The following is a 20,713-nucleotide window of genomic DNA, read 5'->3' as shown; positions in this document are numbered from 1 at the left end:
CAGGTGCTCTGGGCTATATTTGCATACTTATTGTGCTATGCTAGTATATTAATACTAGACCGTCCAGTTTGATATTTAAATATTCGTCAATGAAGTGAGAACGAACGTGGCTACCACTCGAAAGCAAGGCCGACCTAAAAGTGAAGAGAAATACCATCTTATATTACATGCAGCCTCTTGCCTGTTCTTAAAAGAAGGCTTTGCCAACACATCTATGGACACCGTTGCTAAAGCCTCAGGTGTATCCAAGCAAACGGTTTATTCTCATTTCGAGGGTAAAGATGCCCTTTTTAAGGCAGCTATCTCATCAAAATGCAGATCATACCAACTCGACACTCAGCAACTTATCGACTCTGCGTCTGACTCACTCTCGCTAATTGATTGTTTGAAAAAAGTGGGCTGTCAGTTTGTACGCCTATTACAAGACCCAGAAGCCATTGCTATCTTTCGTGTAATTATCGCTGAAGCGGTAAATAACCCTCACGTGGCAACACTTTTTTATCAGGCTGGCCCAGAAGCTTCTCTGTCTACATTAAGTGATGTCATTGAAAGGTTTGGCAAAGGCGACTTGAGTCATGACAAAGCTCATCAATTGGCAGTAGACTACTGCGCCCTGCTTAAGGGGGAATATCACACCATGATGCTTTGCGGTATACAGTCTCCGCTTCAAGACGACGCGATCACAGCCCACGTAAATAGCGCGGCTGAAAAGATCCTCTTGCTCTTTAATCACTATACGCAGCAACGTAATTAGTCGACATGCACTAAAACTTACCTTTACTTCTTTACGTGTGGTTAAGCCTTTTCAACAATTCTCTAAACAGAGAAAAACCTAAGGCAAGATTAACGTTGCGCTAATGACTTAACCCCAGCGGTATTATAAACTAGCGCCGTTTTCGTTGATGATTGAGAAGCGCATGTCTGACTTTACCGGTAACCACATTCTTTCGGTTAATCAATTCGATCGCGAGGCCATTGAGAGAGTGTTCTCAGTTGCCAATTCCATGCAACCCTATGCCAAACGACAAAAGCGCACCACTGTGCTTGATGGCGCTATTCTCGGTAACCTTTTCTTTGAGCCAAGTACCCGTACGCGAGTTAGCTTTGGTACCGCGTTCAACCTTTTAGGTGGCGAAGTTAGAGAAACCACAGGCATGTCGAGCTCTGCGCTGGCTAAAGGTGAGTCATTGTACGACACAGCCCGTGTGCTGAGCGGCTATTCCGACATTATTGCAATGCGACATCCTGCGGCGGGTTCAGTGGCAGAATTTGCCGAAGGTAGTCGCGTGCCGGTTATCAACGGTGGTGATGGTGCAAACGAACACCCCACCCAAGCGCTGTTGGACTTATTCACGATTAAGCGAGAGCTTGAATACAATGGCCAAGGCATTGACGGATTACATATCGCCATGATTGGTGATTTGCGCTATGGCCGAACTGTGCACTCTTTGTCGCGCTTACTGTGTTTGTTTAAAAACATTCGCTTTACGCTCATTTCGCCAAAAGAGCTGGCCATGCCTCAGCCCATTATTGACGCTATTGAAAATGCGGGGCACCAGCTTACCATTACCGATACCCTTGAAGGGAATATGGATGCGGACATTTGCTACCAAACGCGCATCCAGGAAGAGCGCTTTCCTTCTCAAGAAGAAGCCAACAAATACCGTGGTAAGTTCCGCCTTAATCAGTCGATTTACACGAAACACTTTCAGTCGAAGACCGTTATCATGCATCCACTTCCACGAGATTCACGTATGGAAGCCAACGAATTAGATAACGATCTAAACCTTAACCCAAACCTCGCCATTTTTAGACAAACCGACAACGGTGTACTTGTTAGGATGGCCTTGTTTGCGCTTACTCTGGGTGTTGAAAACCTTCTCACCAAGTACGAGCGTGACGTGGTTTGGTACAGCAATAAGAGTAAGTAATTACATGCAAAAATCTGAAGCCCTATTCACCCGCGCCCAAAAAACCATTCCTGGTGGCGTAAATTCACCTGTTCGCGCTTTTAAAGCGGTAGGCGGTACACCTCGCTTCATCACGAAAGCGGATGGCGCATACATGTGGGATGCGGATGGTAAGCAATATATTGATTATATCCAGTCTTGGGGCCCAATGGTTCTAGGTCACAATAACGCCCAAATTCGCGATGCGGTTATTGAGGCGTCATATAACGGCCTGTCTTTCGGTGCACCTACCGAAGCTGAAGTGATCATGGCTGAGTTGGTTAGTGAGCTGGTTCCATCCATGGAAATGGTACGCATGGTGAACTCTGGTACAGAGGCAACTATGTCGGCTATTCGCCTAGCTCGCGGCTACACCAGCAGAAACAAAATTGTTAAGTTTGAAGGCTGCTATCACGGGCATGCGGACTCACTGCTAGTGAAAGCGGGCTCAGGGGCGCTAACCTTAGGTGTACCAAGTTCACCAGGTGTTCCAGCAAATGTTGCTGAGCATACGCTTACCGTTGAATACAATAACCTAGACAGCGTAAAAGAAATCTTCGAAGCCCATGGCGATGATATTGCGTGCATTATCGTTGAACCTGTCGCAGGTAACATGAACTGTATCCCTCCTGTGGAAGGCTTCCTTGAAGGACTTCGCGCTATTTGTGACCAATATGGCAGCGTATTGATTTTTGATGAAGTAATGACAGGCTTCCGCGTATCTCGCGGCGGGGCGCAAGAGCGTTACAACATCAAACCAGACCTGACTTGCTTGGGTAAAGTTATTGGCGGCGGCATGCCAGTAGGCTGTTTTGGTGGTCGTCGTGACATCATTACCCACATTGCCCCAACAGGGCCAATTTACCAGGCGGGTACGCTTTCTGGTAACCCAGTAGCTATGGCTGCGGGTCTTGCTGCTTTAACACAGATAAAACAGCCTGGACTTTACGATTCAATTTTCGAAAATACGCAAACGCTAGTAGATGGTTTCCAAGCCCTTGCTGACAAACACAATATTAGCCTAACTACTAATATTGCCGGCAGTATGTTCGGAATCTTCTTTACAGACGTAGAGAAAGTTACGAACTACAAGCAAGCGATTAACTGCAATACTCAGCAATTCAACAAGTTCTATCACGGTATGTTAGAGCAAGGCGTGTATTTAGCACCTGCATCTTATGAAGCGGGCTTTGTTTCAAAAGCGCATGACGCTGCCGTCATTGAGCAAACTCTTGCTGCAGCTGATAAAGTATTTTCAACGCTTTAATTCGCTCTCGAAAAAAAGGCACTGAATAGTGCCTTTTCGTTTTAGGTTTCTGATAATTTTGCCTGCTGGCGAATAAAGTTAACGGAAGGCGCGAAAAACGCGGCGCCCGTTTCAGCGCTGGTAAAATCTAGCCATCTGTCATAATCGCCTTCACCATTGCCGTATATTTGGCTATGGAGCATCTGTTTAAAAGGCCGCGCACTGGCGCTGCAACTCACAAAGAACAACCCTTGGGAGGCCATATCACCGTATGGCATGCCTTGCTTTATTAACCTTGGCTCATCGCCATCTGGCCCAACTGTGCTTGCTCTTACACAGTGCGATGACTCAGACTGTTCGCTACTTACCAGATTGTGTTCTTGTGTGGTGCCCATCACTTGTTCTTGCTGGCGACTTGAAAGGCTATTCCAGCGCCTTAAGTCATGCCGATAGCGTTGTATGTGGACATAGCTTCCACCGCTAAAATCAGGGTCATCTTCACCAATAATGCCGACTTGTCTACGCTTCATGCCACGTGGATTATCTGCGCCATAAAGAAAACCATTGAGGTCACGGCCATCTAAGTACCTAAACCCTCTTATCTGCTCTACCAGTTCAACGTGAATACGCAGCAAATCCATCACTTCAATGCCAACCGCATGGCAAATATCCAGCCTATCAGCGCGGATTTGAATGAAGAGATCGCAAGGCATTGTTGGCGCACTTCTGTCGTCACACTGCATATCGGGAAAAGGGGCTAGCTCAACAGGGATAAGACCAGGATATACCTCAGCCCAGTAACCGGTGCCAATAGCGACAACGCCCGTTACCATGGCCTCGTAGTGCTCATTCTCAAAATGCTCAAATATATCCAGAACGCGTGACAGCTTAGCCCGCACCGCTTGGCTATCATCATCAATTACGTTCAGTAATAAATACTGTGCATGTAAATTTGGCTCAGCGCAGAGGCCTTTTTGTGGTTGTGTCATTGCCGCTCTTGTTTTTATTAACGCCTTGTTCTGACGTGTGGCTGCTGGCGAACTTTCGCCGCGCTTAGTGTTGCGAACCTTTTTGTAAAGTGTAACGACTGCTTCAAGCTTTGAAACCGTTTAAAGCGAAGCAGCACAAAGTGAGACTAATTAGCCTCACCGGCTATTATTTACACTAGTGTGCTTAATAGCCCGCTGCTTGTCCATCTTTTCGCGTTTCTGATGCACCAAAATACACGCCTTTTTGCTCGTCCCATGCAATAGCTTGGTAGCCACCAAACGCGCCTACTACACGTTGAAGCTTATGACCCCGTTCCATGAGCTCTCGCTGAACGGTTTCACTGAAACCTGATTCTAAACTCACATAGCCACCGTCAGTCATCAACGCGCCCGTTGGACTGCTTGAACCGCTGTGCAATATGCGTGGAGCATCTCCCGCTTCCTGTAAATTCATTCCGAAATCGAGAATGTTTACAATAATTTGTGCATGCATTTGGGGCTGAGTTCCACCGCCCATCACGCCAAAGCTCATCACTGGCTTACCGTTTCTTGTTACAAAAGCTGGAATAATGGTGTGAAATGGACGCTTTCCCGGGCGATATTCGTTAAAGTGCCCTTCTTCAAGCGTAAACATCTCACCTCTATTTTGAAGAATAAAACCAAGTCCGGGAGGTGTCATGCCAGACCCCATTCCGCGGTAATTACTTTGAATTAAAGACACCATATTGCCCTCTTTATCAGCAACGGTCAGATAAATGGTATCTCCTTCATAAATGCCTGCATCAACGCGATTCGCTGCGCGTTCTTTATCTATGAGTTTCTGACGCTTTGCGGCATACTCTTTCGAAATTAGCCAGTCGACGGGGATATCGTTGAAGTCTGGATCCGCATAAAACTTAGCGCGATCTTCAAAGGCGAGCTTTTTGGCTTCAACAAAGGTGTGGATGTAGTCAGCCGAGTTAAACCCCATTCCTTCGATATCATAGTGCTCAAGCACATTAAGAATCTGTAGCGCTGCTATACCTTGTCCGTTGGGCGGAAGCTCCCACACATCATACCCACGATAGTTAGCGGAAACGGGCTCTACCCACTCAGAGGTATGCGATGACAAATCCTGATATGACAAGAAGCCTCCTTGAGACTTCATATAAGCATCGATTGTGCGCGCAATATCGCCCTTGTAAAAAGCATCTCGCCCGCCTGTTGCGATTTTTTCATAGGTCACTGCTAGCCCAGGATTTTTAAAAACATCGCCTTTTTGCGGTACTTTTCCATCCATAAGAAAGGTCTCTGCAAAACCGTCATAGTGACCAATTCGCTCGTAATTCATTTGCCAGTAGTAGGCAATAACTTCTGAAACAGGAAACCCCTCACGAGCATATTTGATAGATGGGGTAAGCAGCGTAGACATAGGCAGTTTGCCAAATTTTTCGTGTAGCGCAAACCAGCCATCTACAGCGCCTGGGACAGAAACAGGTAAAGGACCAAATTTTGGAATTTGATGCAAACCACGCTCGGCGAACACCGCTTTGGTTAACTGTCTGGGTGAGCGGCCAGATGCGTTTAAGCCAACTAGCTTCTCTTCTTTTGCATCCCACACAATGGCGAATAAGTCACCGCCAATACCGCTACCCGTAGGCTCAACTAAACCTAACATGGCATTGGCTGCAATTGCTGCATCAACCGCACTGCCACCTTGCTTTAAAATATCTAAAGCCACTTGTGTGGCTAGCGGTTGACTTGTAGCCGCCATGCCGTTCTTTGCGATAACTTCTGAGCGACTTGCAAAGGGGTGCCCCGTTATTCTGTCATAGCCTAAACAGCTGATACTAAAGAAAACCAGTATCAAAGGTAGAAGTCGCGCACTTGCAATCATAACCATCCCTTTACTAAAACGTTGCTGATAATAAATCTAGCGAAAGCCTATCGAATCATAGTGTAGCGTTATTGTCACATTACGCCTAGGCTCTTTTCCCCTAGCGCGATGCTTGGCACAAAACACGTTGTTAGAAACGAAAAAAGCCCCGCATGTGCAGGGCTTAAACGAAGTAATAAGGCATTATTATTGTTATTTCATTTGCCTAATCGAGACTCTCTTACGAACGGCTGCTTGTAAAATCTGGGTATGCTTCCAGACCACACTCACTCATGTCTACGCCGTCGAACTCTTCTTCTTCGCTCACACGTACACCCATAACCGCTTTAATCACTAGCCATACAACAAGGCTCACTACGAATACCCAAACAAAGATAGTCGCTGCGCCAATTAACTGACCAGAAATGCTTGAACCATCGTTTGTGAAAGGCACAAGGATCAGACCAAGAAGACCTACCACACCGTGAACAGAGATAGCGCCCACAGGGTCATCGATTTTTACTTTATCAAGTGCAACGATGCTAAGTACAACTAGGATACCGCCAAGTCCGCCAAACAAAGTGGCTTGTAGAGGCGTAGGTGTAGAGGGCTCGGCTGTGATTGCCACAAGACCAGCTAGCGCACCGTTAAGTACCATTGTAAGGTCAGCTTTGCCAAACAGAATACGTGCAACGATAAGTGCAGCAATAGCACCGCCAGCCGCCGCAGCGTTCGTGTTCATAAATACGATAGCAACCGAGTTTGCACTTTCAACAGTTGCAGTGGCCAGTACTGAACCACCGTTGAAGCCAAACCAACCCATCCACAGGATAAATGTACCTAAAGTTGCAAGCGGTAGGTTTGCACCTGGTATCGCGTTTACTTTACCGTCAGCTGTGTATTTACCTTTACGAGCACCTAGTACAAGTACACCAGCAAGAGCAGCAGCTGCACCAGCCATGTGAACAATACCAGAACCTGCAAAGTCAGAGAAACCAAGGTCGCCAAGCGTATACATACCGAATACTGCTTCGCCGCCCCATGTCCAAGCACCTTCCATTGGATAGATGAAGCCCGTCATAACAACTGCGAACGCTAGGAATGCCCAAAGCTTCATACGCTCAGCTACCGCACCAGATACGATAGACATTGCTGTTGCAACAAACACTACTTGGAAGAAGAAGTCAGCAGAAGGTGCATATGTTGCTGGCTCTTCAGCGACACCTGTTGCGCCATCAGCCATGATACCGCTTAGGAATGGACCCCAGTCGCCGCCACCGTACATAATGCCGTAACCGCAAATCATGTACATAGTGCAAGCGATAGCGAATAGCGCCACGTTTTTAGTTAGAATTTCTGTGGTGTTTTTCGCTCGAACAAGACCGGCTTCAAGCATCGCAAAACCTGCAGCCATCCACATAACTAATGCACCGCAGATTAGAAAATAAAAGGTATCTAGCGCATACCCAAGTTCAAAAGTGATTTCCATTATGGTTTTCTCCGCAAATATATCGTTGTGGCTTACAGCGCGTCGCTATCCGACTCACCAGTTCGAATACGAACGGCGTGTTCAAGGTCGTAAACAAACACCTTGCCGTCTCCAATTTTGCCTGTTTTGGCAGCGCCAACGATGGCTTCTACCAGGCGCTCTACTTGATCATCCTGAACAGCAATTTCCAGTTTGACTTTAGGTAGAAAATCCACCTGATATTCCGCTCCGCGGTAAAGTTCAGTGTGTCCTTTTTGACGTCCAAAGCCTTTCACTTCGGTCACGGTCAAACCGTCGATGCCGATTTCTGAAATGGCTTCACGAACATCATCTAGCTTGAACGGCTTGATGATCGCTGTGACTAGTTTCATGAGTTGCTCCCAGTTTATTTTGGTTATTCTGTGATTTATGGTCGTGTTTCCAACTATCGGAAGATAAACCAAGAGCCATGCCACAAATGATTAACCATAAAAATCATATACATACACACAAACGCTTCATGAACGCACAAAAATAATGCACACAAATGGTGCACCGATAAAAATTTGCCCAATTATGAAGCGGCGCAGGGTTTGAGTAAGTTAAGAAGACTAAAAAGTGCGATGAAATTAGGATGGAACTATTCAATAGAGCGCATGGTCTGTTGTTTACTATGACGACTATCACCCCTTCTTTCTTTGCGCCCGAGCGCAGTATTGAACACCGCTCCGCTGCAAAGAAAACGGCGTGGCGCTCCTTATTGGTCTCTGGTTTTTTACACGTTTTTGGGGTCATCGTGGTGGTCATACTTTCTCAGTTGAGTATCAACAGCCAAAAAGCACGCGTAAATGATTTGGAGCGAACGCCTGAGATAAGCGCCAGACTGTATTACCCACCCATTTTGCGCCCTCCAGTCCAAGCTAAACCTCAAGAAATGAAATCAATCGATGTTTCACCAGAAAGGCAAGAAATTGAGTTGAAAACTGAGGCAACCAAAGCCACTGAAGCGCTTGATAGTAAGAATAAAATTGTGGAAAGCCCTACGACCAAGCAGCAAAAAAATGCTGAGCCGGATACACAGCAGGTACTCGTTGAAAGTAAGCCAACTAATACGCCGCCATCACCCACTTTTTCAAAAAATGCAAATAGGCGTGCTGGCTCACTAAACTTATCGGCTAAAGACGGTGCAGCGCTATATTTCGAAAAGTATCATAACGACAAAATAGCCGAAGATGCTGAGCAGGCAACGAGGGAATTCCAGGCACGGAAAAATAGCCCAGTGCTAAGTGGACCAAGCACACAGGAAATACAAGCTAATGAAAATCGACGCCCTTCAAAACGCGTAAACTGTAGCAGTACCACCAATAAAGCCTTGGCGATATTAAGTGGGATTACAGGTGGTACATTAGAGTGCACCAAAATGGACGATCACAAACGTTTTATAGACGCCAGAGTTAATAAGCTTCCTAAAGATGAAGAGCGAAACTAGCAGTTTAGGCTATCGACGTCAGCTTAATGAAAAAGAAGCACGAGATTACTTTCTTTTGAAAAACTTAGGGGGTTGCCCGAAGTACGCTTTAAACCGTCGACTGAATGCTGCAACATCTTCATACCCCGTTAGCTGAGCTATACCCAACATGGGTGTATCGGTATTTCTAAGCAGTGCTTTGGCCTTCTCCATCCTCACTTTCACAAGATAATCTCGTAAACTGTGTCCAGTAGCTTCTTTAAAACGTGTTTTGAATTGCGTTGTCCCCATACAGGCTATCTGTGCTAACTCCACCTGCGTAAAACCTTTGGCGAGGTCGCGATGAATATAACTTAATACAGGAGTAATTCGCTTATCCATGCTGCACCCTTTCAAGGATGTTTCTAGCAAGGTTAAAAACAGCGCCAGTATTTCTTCATGACCATGGTCTGCAAACTGACTAATTTGAATTTCTACAAACGACAAAAACGCCTGTAATGCGGACGTTACCTGAAATATTGGATGTAGCCTGTCATTTAAATTAACTGGCACATCTTTCAAGTCCGCGACAATAAACTTGGACAGTTCATTAGCGCTAAAGTAATGAACCTCATTCGGCGCAATACACACACCTTCGCCGACGCCTACTCGACCGCTAAAATTATCAATTTCGATCAAGATATGCCCGTTAATAGGCAACACCAGCTGAAAATAGTCATGTTTGTGGCGACACGTTTGTTTTGTATATGAGCGCACTGATAATGAAGGAATAACATCGCTTGTCATTGTATCCCCGCACAAACTGTCTCAATTAGCAGTAAGGTCTTCATAGGCTCCCCGTGAAGCGACTTTTCTCCCCTACGGCCAGGCAAGGGACAATAACTTTTGCTGTACATTTTCTGCTGCGTTCTTTGCTGATTTCTAGGTATTGTCCAAGCAAGGGGAATGTTTAAAGTTCTTATAAAAAGAATGATTTTTACCACTAGATTAAGCGCTTTTATTCATTTTGTCATAAATACGTGCAATATTTAGCGCGCCTAGGAAGGCATCGAACACTACATTTAAAGGACGAATATTACATTTAAAATAAAGACAATAATGGAAAATAAATGAATATAAATTTACGTCAATTAGTGGGCGTGGCAGGTGTATTTTTACCCGCTATCGCCATGGCTCAAGTCTCAAATGGAGATTTTGAAACATGGACAGCTGGTACACCTGATTCGTGGTCAACTATCGACTCTGGAATTAGCGTGGCTGAAAATTCTGCCTACTCATTCTCGGGTAGCAAGTCCGCTGCAATTACCGTTAACACAACAACGCAAGGCTCAACTGACTTCCGCCAATCAATTAATGTTACTGCTGGTCAAAACTATGAGTTCTCAGTAAGGCTATATCACACTGAGGGAGCGGTTAAAGCGCGCTTATATGTAGACGGCTATCAAGGTTATTCTGACAACAGCTTAACCGGAAACTGGCAACAACTTACTTTCTCTTACTCCGCTACAGTGACGAAAGAAATTGAGGTGGGGTTACGTTTTTATGATCAAACTGGCTTTGATGGTTCAGAAATCGTCTATGTAGACGCATTCGAACCGACCACACTTGGGTCAGGTGGCAATAATGGCGGTGGAAGCACGTGCGCTAGCCATTCGGGTGAACTGAACTTAACCACCGACAATTACGGCAGTGAAACAAGCTGGCAGATAACTAACTCAAACAACCAAATTGAAGCCTCTGGCAGCAACTACGCTAGCAACCAAAGTTATACTGAAGCGGTTTGCCTTACTGATGGAGAATATACCTTTACCATTAGTGATGCCTATGGCGATGGAATCTGCTGCTCCTATGGCTCTGGCAGCTATAACTTGCTAATAGAAGGCGTGTCTGTTGCTAATGGCGGCTCTTTCGGTGCGAGTGAAAGCACCAGCTTTAGCGTTGGCACAACGAGTGGCGGTGGCAGTGGTGGTGGTTCATCAGAACTCACTGGTTACTATGCAAGCGCTAACGGTCTGTCAGGCTACGCGTTAAAGACCGAGCTTTACAATATTATCAAAAACCATAATACCCAAAGCTATGGCGACCTTTGGACATTCTATATTTCATATACAAGCGACAGCTACTATGAAAATGATGGCTCTATTTTGGATATGTATTCAGAAAACCCAAATGGTAGTGACGCTTACAGCTACACAGCGGGTTCTGACCAATGTGGCAGCTATAGTGGAGAAGGCAGTTGCTATAACCGTGAGCACGCGTTCCCGCGCAGCTGGTTTGGCGGTGCAGTCTCACCAATGAATACCGATATTCACCACGTTTTTGCTACTGATGGATACGTTAACGGGCGCCGTAGTAGCTATCCGTACGGTGATGTAGGAAGTGCTACTTATACGTCTTCGAATGGCTCCAAGCTGGGCGCTGGCTCCTCTGCTTCTGGTTATACAGGCACCGTTTTTGAACCTATCGACGAGTTTAAAGGTGACTTCGCTAGAGCGTATTTCTACATGGCAACCCGTTACGAAAATGTCATTGCAAATTGGGAAACGAATAGTACGTATGGCGATGCTGTGTTAAATGGCACGAATGACCAAGTATTCGAAAGCTGGTTCTTAAATCTACTTTTAAGCTGGCATTCTCAAGATCCGGTAAGCCAAAAGGAAATCGATAGGAATGAAGCTGCCTTCAGTTTCCAGAACAATCGAAACCCTTTCGTTGATCACCCAGAGTTGGTAAACAGCATTTGGGGTAATTAACTTCAATTTGAGAAGAGCACGAACGTGTTCTTCTCATTTCTCACTTCCTCTGATTTCGCCTTTTCTGTTGGTTATCGCCCTGCAAATTACCTAAAAAACTGCGATTTATCGGGTTTATTGTATATTACCTGTGTTTTCAGTACGCTAAGCTGCAATTTAATGGGGATTACTCTAACTGTAATACATAACAAAGGATATTCGACGTGGCCGCAGCTAACTTACTAGCCCTACTTGATGATATAGCAACGTTAATGGACGACATCGCAACTATGTCGAAAGTCGCTGCGCAAAAAACAGCGGGCGTTTTGGGCGACGACTTAGCGGTTAACGCCGATCAGGTCCAAGGCGTTAAAGCAGACCGAGAGCTACCTGTTGTGTGGGCCGTTGCAAAAGGCTCACTTATTAATAAAGCGATATTGGTTCCTGCTGCGTTAGCCATCAGTGCTTTTGTTCCCTCACTTATAACCGTCCTTTTGGTGCTAGGCGGGTTATATTTGTGCTTTGAAGGTGCAGAAAAACTGCTGCATAAATACCTGCCTCATGAAGATGAAGAAAAAGTACGAGAAGCGAGAATAGAGGCGCTTACCCACGAAGATGTGGATATGGTGGCTTTTGAGAAAGATAAAATTAAAGGCGCCATACGCACTGACTTCATACTGTCTGCTGAAATCATTGTTATTGCATTAGGCACAGTGACCGATGCAACACTTACCACGCAAATTGGTGTGCTAGTAGCACTAAGCCTAGCCATTACCCTTGGCGTTTATGGGCTGGTAGCGGCTTTAGTTAAAATGGACGATGTCGGGCTTTACATGCTTCGCAAGTCGCTAACGGGTTCAATGAACTCACTGCAGCGTTTTGTTGGCAGAGCGTTATTAGTTGCCGCCCCCGCACTAATGAAAACCCTTGCGGTTGTAGGTACAGTGGCTATGTTTTTGGTAGGCGGTGGCATACTCACGCACAGCATCGGCTTTTTGCACGTTGTTACCGACTGGTTTACTGCGCTTATCCCAGACGCATCACTGGTTATGTCTATACTTGCTGATGGCGTTGTTGGTGTTGCTGCAGGTGTAATCATTGCGCTGGTAGTGACAATGATTTCACAATTTAGAAGTAAAGCCTCCTAAGATCACTCTTTTCCTACAGGTGCCGACTGCGTACGCATTTGGTGCCCCATTTATTATGCCTTCGCGTGGCGACTAGTATAGCCGCGCGAATTTCAAAGCATTAGCGTTAGTCATTTTGACCACCACCCTGATAAATTCGCTAAATTTTAGCTTTTCTATTATTTGATATTTTCACACCCACTCTTCCATAAAAAATAAAAACCATATATTTCATAAGCTTGTGTAATTTTTACGAGTTGGCACATCCCTCGCTATAAACTAATTGTTAATTGATAACGACTTATTATCGAAACCTTTAGCAACATGATAGCTGCCACGCAGTATGTTCAAGTGCAGTGTCTAACTTATTTTTTTAGGAGATTACTATGTTTATCGGTCGCAAAACTTTCACTGCACTAACTTTAGCAACTAGCGTATTGAGCGCATCAGCATTCGCTAATGACACTCAAAACAACATTGTTTCGCACACAGACTTCATCGTTGAAAGTGCTATGCAAGATGTGAAGCAGAACTTAGAGCTAGATGTGGCATACGATGTATTAACCGCGGGTCACACGTTTGAGCCAGAGGTAGAAGAAGCGAACTCATTAGTTGCAGATATTACTATTACCCCGATTGAGCCTGTTAGCTCAAACGATAACGACGCATAAGGAGAATGCATATGTTGACCGCCGCAACCCTTTTTATGGTGGTACTCGGTCCGGTTATTGCGTTTGTAGTCAGTGCGCTGGTGTTTTCTACAGCGCGCCTATTCCTTCAGAAAGGTCATTGAAAACGCAATAAAAAATAAATAGGTACCTAGCCGACTACCGCTTACAGATTTGCCTCCCTGGGCCTTTTACTCCAGAGGGAGATAGAAAGCACGGACTGTATCCCAGCCAAGTGATTGTGTTTTCTATCTTCTTACTGGAGCTTTTTTTACCCGAATATCCGTTCCCACCAGCTTTTATCATCCTTGTCGCTGTCTTTGTTAACAGGTCGGCCTGAGCAGTCTTGCTGAGGTGGAGGAAGCACATCCAAAATAGCCGGCACACTTAAACTTCCGGCACAGCCAGCCACAACCACTGCTCCAGTTTTCGCATCAAAATGCGCAATACCTAAACCTTTAGGGAAACGCCTTGATAATGATTTAGGCGACTGGGACTTCATATAATTGATGAAGACGGGTAAGGCTCCACCTGCCCCGGTTAAATTAACCGGCTGGTTATCGTCGTTACCCACCCACACTGTAACAACGTTATTTCTATCAAAGCCACTAAACCAGCTGTCGCGATAATCATCTGTGGTGCCCGTCTTGCCGGCCATATTCACATTGCCAAAATTCCAGCCAATGCGCTTTGCAGTACCTTCTGTGGTTACCTTGTATAAGGCGTAGTTAAGCAGATAGGTTGCCGCTTCATCGGTGCGCTGAGCGAAAAATTCAGCCTTTTTCCAAAGCAGTGCATTATCAGCCGTAACTACAGACGTCACCGTATGAAGAGGTATATAACGTCCATCATTTGATAGGGTTTGATACATTTGATTGGTACTAAAAGGGGTCAATTCAAAAGCACCAAGGGTCAAGGACGGAACCTTATCTACGGGTGTGGTTACCCCTAAACGCGCGATAGTATCCTCCAGCGCATCAAGCCCTATCTGCATACCTAAATTAACTGTGGGCACATTCAAAGACTCGACTAGACCTTGAAGTAATGGCACCTGCCCTCTGAACTCTTTATCGTAGTTTTGCGGTGACCACGTTTTTCCGTTTCGACTTTCAAGGGTAATAGGCTCGTCTTTAAGCGGCGTTGCCAAGTTAAATTGGGTTGGGTCTTCTAGTGCAGTTAAGTAAACCGCAGGTTTAATCAACGAGCCTATCGGGCGTTTTGCATCTAGTGCTCGGTTAAAGCCTTTGAACGCAAAGTCTTTTCCGCCAACAATAGCGCGTACTTCACCACTTGCGCTGTCGGTAACTACCATTGCGCCCTGTAATGGTACTTTTCTGTCTTTCTGCAAACCGTCTAGCGTACCTGACAATGCGCTTTCAGCACGGCGCTGGGCTACGATATCGAGTGTTGTAAACACTTTTACGCCCGAGTCTCTTAAGCTTGGCTCTGCCAGAATTTCATTGAGTTCTCTGCGCACCTGCTCCATAAACGCAGGGTGTTTACCGCTTGCTAAGCTCGCACCACTGGCAAGCCCTAGCGGCATATTCACGAAGCGTTCGTAGTCTTGACGACTAATTTCATTTTCATCAAACAACATGCGCAACACTAAATCACGACGCTCTTTAGTACGTTCAGCATACTTACGGGGATTGTAATAGGATGGGCCTTTAATAATAGCAACCAACGTGGCTATCTCGGGCGTACTTAGCTCGTTGGCTGGTCGGTCAAAATAGAAATAGCTGGCGAGTCCAAAGCCGTGCACGGCCATGTCGCCGTTTTGCCCTAGAAACACTTCATTTAAATACGCTTCAATAATTTCTGATTTGCTGTAGCGTGCATCAATGATCACCGCCATGATGGCTTCTTTTGCCTTACGCACAATTGAACGCTCACGGGTTAAAAACATGTTCTTAACTAGCTGCTGCGTTAGCGTACTGCCACCTTGAACCGTTCGTCCGGCTGCAATATTTGCCATTAGAGCCCGCAATATTGAAAGCGGCGCAACACCGTGGTGATTATAAAAATTGCGGTCTTCCACCAACGTTAGCGCTTTAGGCAACATTTCAGGAATAGTGTCTAACGTCACCAACATACGGTCTTCTTGAGAGCCACTTGTCATGCGCGTCACTAACCAGGGTTCTAGCTTTGCAGAACCGTAAGGGCGACCTTGTGACTTGTCATAAATTTCCCCAATACGCGCGCCCTCCCACGTTATTACTAAGTGACGCAAAGGCTCTGCGCCTTCAGGGAACTGAAACGCGCGGCGCTGTACAGTCAGCACCTTATTTTGATAGCTGTATTCACCGCTACTGTCGGCAAAGGTTACCTTGCGGTAACCCAGCAAATTAAGCTCATCAATGACTTCTTGGGGCGTTATCTCTTCACCTTTGCTGATTTCCAGGGGACGGGCGAAGATCTGTGCGGGCACTTCCCACTTGTTGCCCGAGAACGCATGTTTAATTTGGGCGTCAAGGTAGAAGGCATACGCCCCAAGCACAACCAAACCAATAAGAGTGACTCGCCAAAACAGTTTGAAAAACCACGAGCGCTTAGCCGAGCCTTTGCCATTGCTTGATGCTTTACTTTTTGAAGATGGATTATCTTTTGTCTGTCTTTTTGCCACGTGAAAACGCCATGAAGATCATTGAGGATGACATCGCACACATTGCGATATGGATTTAACCAACGCCTTTAAAACGTTAGTTTTAATAGTATCAACATTACCATTCGGGCAGCCTCTCAACAACTGTTTCCAAATATGCACACTTCGAATGTATGTGCTGCTGAAATGTTGAAAAACGCATCTCGGTTGAAGGGCGAAAATGAATTTTACTCGCGTTTCACGGTCACAATGCGATAGCATGCTGGCAAGTAACACAGGAATCGTACTATGCGCTTAGCTTCATTAAAGTCTTCTTTTTTCTCTAATCGTTCGCCTAGAAGGGCCACGTCTTACGCCTCATTCCTTCGCACATCGCTTTCGCTTTTTCTTGCGACTGCGGCAATTAATTCGGCACTGGCTAACGAACAATTCGCAAGCTGTACCGCCGCGCTAGCCGAAAAAGCCAAGCAGGAAGGAGTTAGCCAGCAAACTATCGATGACGTGTTTCCTCGTCTTGTTCACCAGGACCGCGTGATAGAGCTAGACCGCAGCCAACCTGAATTCGTACAAACCTTTCCCGGGTACTTCAGCAAGCGCGTTACCGACTGGCGCACCGAGAAAGGCAAAGAGATGTATGCAAAACACGAAAAGCTTTTGCATAAGCTAAGTGAAAAATACGGCGTACCTCCTCACTACCTACTCGCTTTCTGGGGACTAGAAACAAACTTTGGCTCTTATAAAGGCAAAATGCCGGTACTCGACTCGCTTGCCACTTTGGCTTGTGATAAGCGACGAAGCACCTACTTCACCCAAGAGTTTCTTGTGGCTGTGAAGCTGATGGAGCGAGAGAAGCTTCAAAAAGATGACATGATTGGCTCGTGGGCCGGTGCAATGGGACACACCCAATTTATGCCTTCGGCCTATACCCATTATGCTATCGATGGCGATGGCGACGGCCAAATAAACTTGTGGACAAGTGAAGAAGATGCCTTATCTTCTGCGGCTAACTTCCTTGCTAACCTTGGTTGGGAGCGCAGCTTCCGCTGGGGTCGTGAAGTGCAACTGCCTGAGAACTTCGACTATCAAGAATCAGGCTATAAAAATAGAAAATCTCTCAGTGAATGGCACGCCCAGGGCGTGAAAAAAGCTGATGGTTCTGAGTTGGGTGAAGGCGATACTACCGCCTATGTTATTGTGCCTGCAGGTCATAATGGTCCAGCCTTTATCGCCTACAAAAACTTCCGCGTTATCATGCGCTGGAACAACTCAGAGTTTTATGCCATTGCCGTGGGTGTATTGGCCGACCGAATCGCTGGCGCGTCTGGCATTAAAGCCACGTTACCTGACCTACCTGCATACAATCGCAAAGACATCATTGCTCTTCAAAGTAAGCTGAATGATTTAGGCTTCGATGTGGGTAAACCTGACGGCATTATTGGACCAGCCACACGTGAAGGTATTCGCAACTATCAAATTAGTAACAACATGATTGCGGATGGGTTTCCTGGTCTGGAAGTAATGGCTGCGCTAAATGTTGAGCTAGAGCGGAATAAAGCGACACAGTCCTAGCTCACTTGGTCAAAAAATCGTTGATATCACTGCGCTCCAGCAGTGATATCTGTTTCAATACCTTTCAAATACAGTTCTTAAACAGCTACGTGAATCACTAGTTAGTGTAGCCATTCAAATACAGGGGCTACATATGTTTTTTAGTTTTACTGGTCGGAACTGCATTTGCAGGGTCATCCGGCCAAAAGTGTTTGGGGTAGCGCCCTTTCATCTCTTTTTGTATTTCTTTATAACTACCTCGCCAAAAGGCCGCTAAATCACTGGTGGTTTGTAATGGTCGTCCTGCTGGCGACAGCAGCTCGCAAACAACCGTAACTCGCCCCCCCGCTATCGTTAATGGGGCGCTTTGTGAGTACAATTCTGGCATTTTGACCGACAAAACCACATCTCCATTTTCGCGATAGTCTAAGCTAGCCTCCCTCCCCGTTGGTATCGTCACATGAGTTGGCAATAGCGTGGCCAGCGCATCTTGCTGAGGCCAAGATAAACCATTATTCAAGGCTGTTTTCCACGGTAACTGCTTAAGGTTTTTGATGCTTTTACAGCTTTTTAAGACTGGCGCTAAACTATCTTTAGCCTTGTGCACCAGGTCACTTAATGACGATGGCCACGGGTCTGGCTCATCGAAAGCTTTGTCTTGGGGCAAGTTGAGCTTTCCTGCCATCTCAACTCTTCGCCACCATTGCCAGTCTGCATCAGAAAGCGGCCAGCTTGATAGAGGAAGTGCATCAAGATGCGCGAACCATGCGTTGCATAACGCATCGTCCCAGAATGCTTTTTCACGACTTTTTTCCTGTCCAGAAACTGGTGTGCTATTTAGCGTTATCTCATAAAAGCCCGTACTTACTCTGGCTTCCATAACCCCCGTATCGCTGTTAAGAATTACGCTGCGCTTTTCGCTGAATGCGTCAGGGAACGCTAAACGCAACCAGCTTTCAGGTACAGGTTGTGCCAAACGTATTGCCACCGTGCTTTTTATCAGTTGCCCGTCAAGCACTGCCAGCCATGGCCCATCGCCATTTTCGCTCTCACTGCAACCTAAAGGGCTGCCACTAGTAGTAAGCTCTGCGCCTTTTCCACTTGCCAGTTTGTATTCGATTAAATTCGCCTGAGACTTACCGTTTCTTGTTGCGCCCCCTACTACATGCTTTGACACATTAGGGCTCTCTCCTGATTGACCTGACGAATTGCGCCTATAGCCCACCTGCAAAGGAAATGCGATGGCGACACAAAGCCCAAGGGCGTGTTCATCTAGTCCGTTAATATCCAGCTTAAAGCGTTGTTCTTTTCCATCATTATTTTGCACGTAGCGCGCATAGCGGGTAGCTTGCTGTGTAAGCTGACTTCGCGTACTGCTATTGGCGTTAAGTAGTGCATCCATTACGTTTGTAGCCCCCCCTACACTGATATTGCTTTCGCTAAGCGCCACAACAAAGGGAGCAGCGTGGCGAAGCGCATCGTTTTCATCAGCAGAAAGATCATCAATACCCTGTTTTACGGTCAGCAGTAAATGGGCTAAATGGGGCTGGCAGGGCAACTGTGCCAACGCTCTTCCATAGGGAGTAATATTTGCTTGTGAGATAGCATTAACGCGCAGAAGCTTTTGTTGTGCGACCTGCAGCTGCGCTTGTGTAGGCTTCGTCAACAATGCCAAGGTGTCTGGGCTGCTGCCCCAAGCTAAGGTATCAAGCAAGAAGCTACTTAAGTCTTCTTTTTCAATTTGCGCCGCATTGTGTTTTGCCAAACGCTCGAAGCTGCTTTTGCTACACAAACGATAACAGGTTCCGGCCATTACCCGCCCCGCTCGCCCTGCTCGCTGAATGGCAGATGCTTGCGAAATGCGCTGCTGGGTAAGCGAAGTAATATCACTGGACGGATGATACTGAGCACTGTTTTCCCATAGGCTATCAATAACTACCGTCACGCCTTCGATGGTTAAACTTGTCTCAGCGATATTGGTAGATAATATGATTTTTCGCCTGCCTTGCGGGTCTGGCGCAATAGCGGCTTGCTGCACAGATTTACTCAACGCTCCATAGAGCATGTGAACGGCCATGTCCGCAGTCTCAGCTAAGCCTTTTATTTCTCTGGCAACTGCATTAATGCTTCCTCGCCCAGGAAGGAAAACCAATATGTCACCGTCGTGTTCGGCCACTGCCTGCTTTATGATATTGCAGGTTTTAGGTACTAACTCATGCGCTTGCACATCTTGTGTGTAGCGAATATCAACGGGAAACACGCGCCCTTGGGTATTTAAGTTCTCCACTGGCAGTACGCTAAACGCATTGAGCAAGGTTTGAAGTGTTGCTATGTCTAAGGTAGCCGACATTACGATTAATCGTAAGTCATCGCGAAGCCCAGATTGGACTTCTAGCGCTAGCGCTAAACCAAAGTCACTGTGAATACTGCGTTCGTGAAACTCATCGAAGACAATGGCGGCTATGCCAGCAAGCTCGGGATCCTGCTGAATCATGCGCGTAAGCACCCCTTCGGTTATGATTTCAAGTCGAGTGGCAGACGATGTTTTCGACTCACCCTTAATACGGTAGCCAACGGTTTCGCCCACATTTTCGTTCAATTGCCTAGCCAAGTAGTCGGCAAGATTTCTTACCACTACCCGTCGTGGCTGCATAAGCAATATTTTACCCTGAAGCGATGATTGCAACAGTGACAAAGGAAGTACGGTAGATTTTCCCGCGCCCGGAGGCGCCCCTATAATGACGTTATTGACCGCCACCGCACCTTGAAGTGGTAAAACAAGTTCATAAGCGGGTAAATGAGAAAACAGCTGTAACATAAAGGGCATAAAGGTGTTATAAATTGATGGACATAGTGTACCTGATTTGATCAATGCACCCGAACACCACTGCTATTTTTTTAAATTTAGTAGATAGCTCAACACTTGCGTCTTGTTTGGAATTCGCGGGTAGCACCATGATAAACTTAGGTTTGTATGAGCATGAGCTCCCCGCTTAATTTTAACTTTTAGCTATTAACTTGCGAGTAGCTCATTAACATGATGTACAAGCTAAAGGGCAAA

General features: G+C 46.1%; 15 protein-coding genes. 8 read left to right on the top strand and 7 right to left on the bottom strand.

The annotated features are described in order from the left end of the window. Positions 1-106: 106 nt before the first annotated feature. The 3 genes from BGK61_RS16415 (at position 107) to hemL (ending at position 3,216) form a co-directional block, all read left to right on the top strand. Positions 107-754, top strand: a complete 648-nt coding sequence (locus BGK61_RS16415) for a TetR/AcrR family transcriptional regulator (protein WP_076011443.1) — start codon at positions 107-109, stop codon at positions 752-754. Between the two features lie 163 nt (positions 755-917). Further along, a complete protein-coding gene (locus BGK61_RS16410; protein WP_014997090.1) occupies positions 918-1,931 on the top strand; it encodes an aspartate carbamoyltransferase in 1,014 nt (337 codons plus the stop codon). Positions 1,932-1,935: 4 nt separating this feature from the next. Continuing rightward, the gene (gene hemL / locus BGK61_RS16405) at positions 1,936-3,216 is read left to right on the top strand and encodes a glutamate-1-semialdehyde 2,1-aminomutase (protein WP_076012158.1); all 1,281 of its coding nucleotides are present in this window, start codon (positions 1,936-1,938) and stop codon (positions 3,214-3,216) included. Positions 3,217-3,257: 41 nt separating this feature from the next. Here hemL and BGK61_RS16400 read toward each other — a convergent pair whose 3' ends face one another. From BGK61_RS16400 to glnK, 4 genes are all read right to left on the bottom strand, one after another. Further along, a complete protein-coding gene (locus tag BGK61_RS16400; protein WP_076012157.1) occupies positions 3,258-4,184 on the bottom strand; it encodes a Dyp-type peroxidase in 927 nt (308 codons plus the stop codon). A 184-nt stretch (positions 4,185-4,368) separates the two neighbouring features. Next, positions 4,369-6,060: a gamma-glutamyltransferase gene (gene ggt, locus BGK61_RS16395; protein ID WP_076012156.1), complete on the bottom strand. Its 1,692-nt coding sequence runs from the start codon at positions 6,058-6,060 to the stop codon at positions 4,369-4,371. A 220-nt stretch (positions 6,061-6,280) separates the two neighbouring features. Next, the gene (locus BGK61_RS16390; RefSeq protein ID WP_014997086.1) at positions 6,281-7,528 is read right to left on the bottom strand and encodes an ammonium transporter family protein; all 1,248 of its coding nucleotides are present in this window, start codon (positions 7,526-7,528) and stop codon (positions 6,281-6,283) included. Between the two features lie 32 nt (positions 7,529-7,560). Beyond that, entirely contained in the window at positions 7,561-7,899 is a 339-nt protein-coding gene (gene glnK, locus BGK61_RS16385) for a P-II family nitrogen regulator (RefSeq protein ID WP_012516988.1), read from the bottom strand. Positions 7,900-8,141: 242 nt separating this feature from the next. Here glnK and BGK61_RS16380 point away from each other — a divergent pair, with 242 nt between their 5' ends. Then, positions 8,142-8,996 carry a hypothetical protein gene (locus BGK61_RS16380; protein WP_076012155.1) on the top strand — a complete coding sequence of 285 codons (855 nt, stop codon included), beginning with the start codon at positions 8,142-8,144 and terminating at the stop codon, positions 8,994-8,996. A 45-nt stretch (positions 8,997-9,041) separates the two neighbouring features. Here BGK61_RS16380 and BGK61_RS16375 read toward each other — a convergent pair whose 3' ends face one another. Beyond that, positions 9,042-9,761 carry an AraC family transcriptional regulator gene (locus BGK61_RS16375; protein WP_014997084.1) on the bottom strand — a complete coding sequence of 240 codons (720 nt, stop codon included), beginning with the start codon at positions 9,759-9,761 and terminating at the stop codon, positions 9,042-9,044. A 323-nt stretch (positions 9,762-10,084) separates the two neighbouring features. Between BGK61_RS16375 and BGK61_RS16365 the strand changes: the two genes are divergently transcribed. From BGK61_RS16365 to BGK61_RS16355, 3 genes are all read left to right on the top strand, one after another. Beyond that, positions 10,085-11,728: an endonuclease gene (locus BGK61_RS16365; protein ID WP_076012153.1), complete on the top strand. Its 1,644-nt coding sequence runs from the start codon at positions 10,085-10,087 to the stop codon at positions 11,726-11,728. A 203-nt stretch (positions 11,729-11,931) separates the two neighbouring features. Then, positions 11,932-12,855: a DUF808 domain-containing protein gene (locus BGK61_RS16360; protein WP_076012152.1), complete on the top strand. Its 924-nt coding sequence runs from the start codon at positions 11,932-11,934 to the stop codon at positions 12,853-12,855. Positions 12,856-13,220: 365 nt separating this feature from the next. Then, positions 13,221-13,505, top strand: a complete 285-nt coding sequence (locus BGK61_RS16355; RefSeq protein WP_014997081.1) for a hypothetical protein — start codon at positions 13,221-13,223, stop codon at positions 13,503-13,505. 268 nt (positions 13,506-13,773) lie between these two features. Here the strand turns inward: BGK61_RS16355 and mrcB are convergent, their stop codons facing one another. Next, positions 13,774-16,125 carry a penicillin-binding protein 1B gene (gene mrcB / locus BGK61_RS16350; protein ID WP_076012151.1) on the bottom strand — a complete coding sequence of 784 codons (2,352 nt, stop codon included), beginning with the start codon at positions 16,123-16,125 and terminating at the stop codon, positions 13,774-13,776. Positions 16,126-16,392: 267 nt separating this feature from the next. Between mrcB and BGK61_RS16345 the strand changes: the two genes are divergently transcribed. Then, complete coding sequence (locus BGK61_RS16345) at positions 16,393-17,673, top strand: lytic murein transglycosylase (protein WP_076012150.1); 1,281 nt, start codon at positions 16,393-16,395, stop codon at positions 17,671-17,673. Positions 17,674-17,800: 127 nt separating this feature from the next. Here BGK61_RS16345 and BGK61_RS16340 read toward each other — a convergent pair whose 3' ends face one another. Beyond that, positions 17,801-20,524: an ATP-dependent RNA helicase gene (locus BGK61_RS16340; protein WP_076012149.1), complete on the bottom strand. Its 2,724-nt coding sequence runs from the start codon at positions 20,522-20,524 to the stop codon at positions 17,801-17,803. Positions 20,525-20,713 lie beyond the last annotated feature (189 nt).

The sequence above is a fragment of the Alteromonas abrolhosensis genome, assembly GCF_001953635.1.
Lineage (GTDB): Bacteria > Pseudomonadota > Gammaproteobacteria > Enterobacterales > Alteromonadaceae > Alteromonas > Alteromonas abrolhosensis.
The sequence above is the reverse complement of the archived record's forward strand: the minus strand, read 5'-3'. Positions and strand labels throughout refer to the sequence as shown.

Bases quoted from the DNA above. Each gene is read 5' to 3' on its own strand.
- BGK61_RS16410 (WP_014997090.1), top strand. From the start codon at position 918: ATGTCTGACTTTACCGGTAACCACATTCTTTCGGTTAATCAATTCGAT.
- hemL (WP_076012158.1), top strand. From the start codon at position 1,936: ATGCAAAAATCTGAAGCCCTATTCACCCGCGCCCAAAAAACCATTCCT.
- BGK61_RS16400 (WP_076012157.1), bottom strand. From the start codon at position 4,184: ATGACACAACCACAAAAAGGCCTCTGCGCTGAGCCAAATTTACATGCA.
- ggt (WP_076012156.1), bottom strand. From the start codon at position 6,060: ATGATTGCAAGTGCGCGACTTCTACCTTTGATACTGGTTTTCTTTAGT.
- BGK61_RS16390 (WP_014997086.1), bottom strand. From the start codon at position 7,528: ATGGAAATCACTTTTGAACTTGGGTATGCGCTAGATACCTTTTATTTT.
- glnK (WP_012516988.1), bottom strand. From the start codon at position 7,899: ATGAAACTAGTCACAGCGATCATCAAGCCGTTCAAGCTAGATGATGTT.
- BGK61_RS16380 (WP_076012155.1), top strand. From the start codon at position 8,142: ATGGAACTATTCAATAGAGCGCATGGTCTGTTGTTTACTATGACGACT.
- BGK61_RS16375 (WP_014997084.1), bottom strand. From the start codon at position 9,761: ATGACAAGCGATGTTATTCCTTCATTATCAGTGCGCTCATATACAAAA.
- BGK61_RS16365 (WP_076012153.1), top strand. From the start codon at position 10,085: ATGAATATAAATTTACGTCAATTAGTGGGCGTGGCAGGTGTATTTTTA.
- BGK61_RS16355 (WP_014997081.1), top strand. From the start codon at position 13,221: ATGTTTATCGGTCGCAAAACTTTCACTGCACTAACTTTAGCAACTAGC.
- BGK61_RS16345 (WP_076012150.1), top strand. From the start codon at position 16,393: ATGCGCTTAGCTTCATTAAAGTCTTCTTTTTTCTCTAATCGTTCGCCT.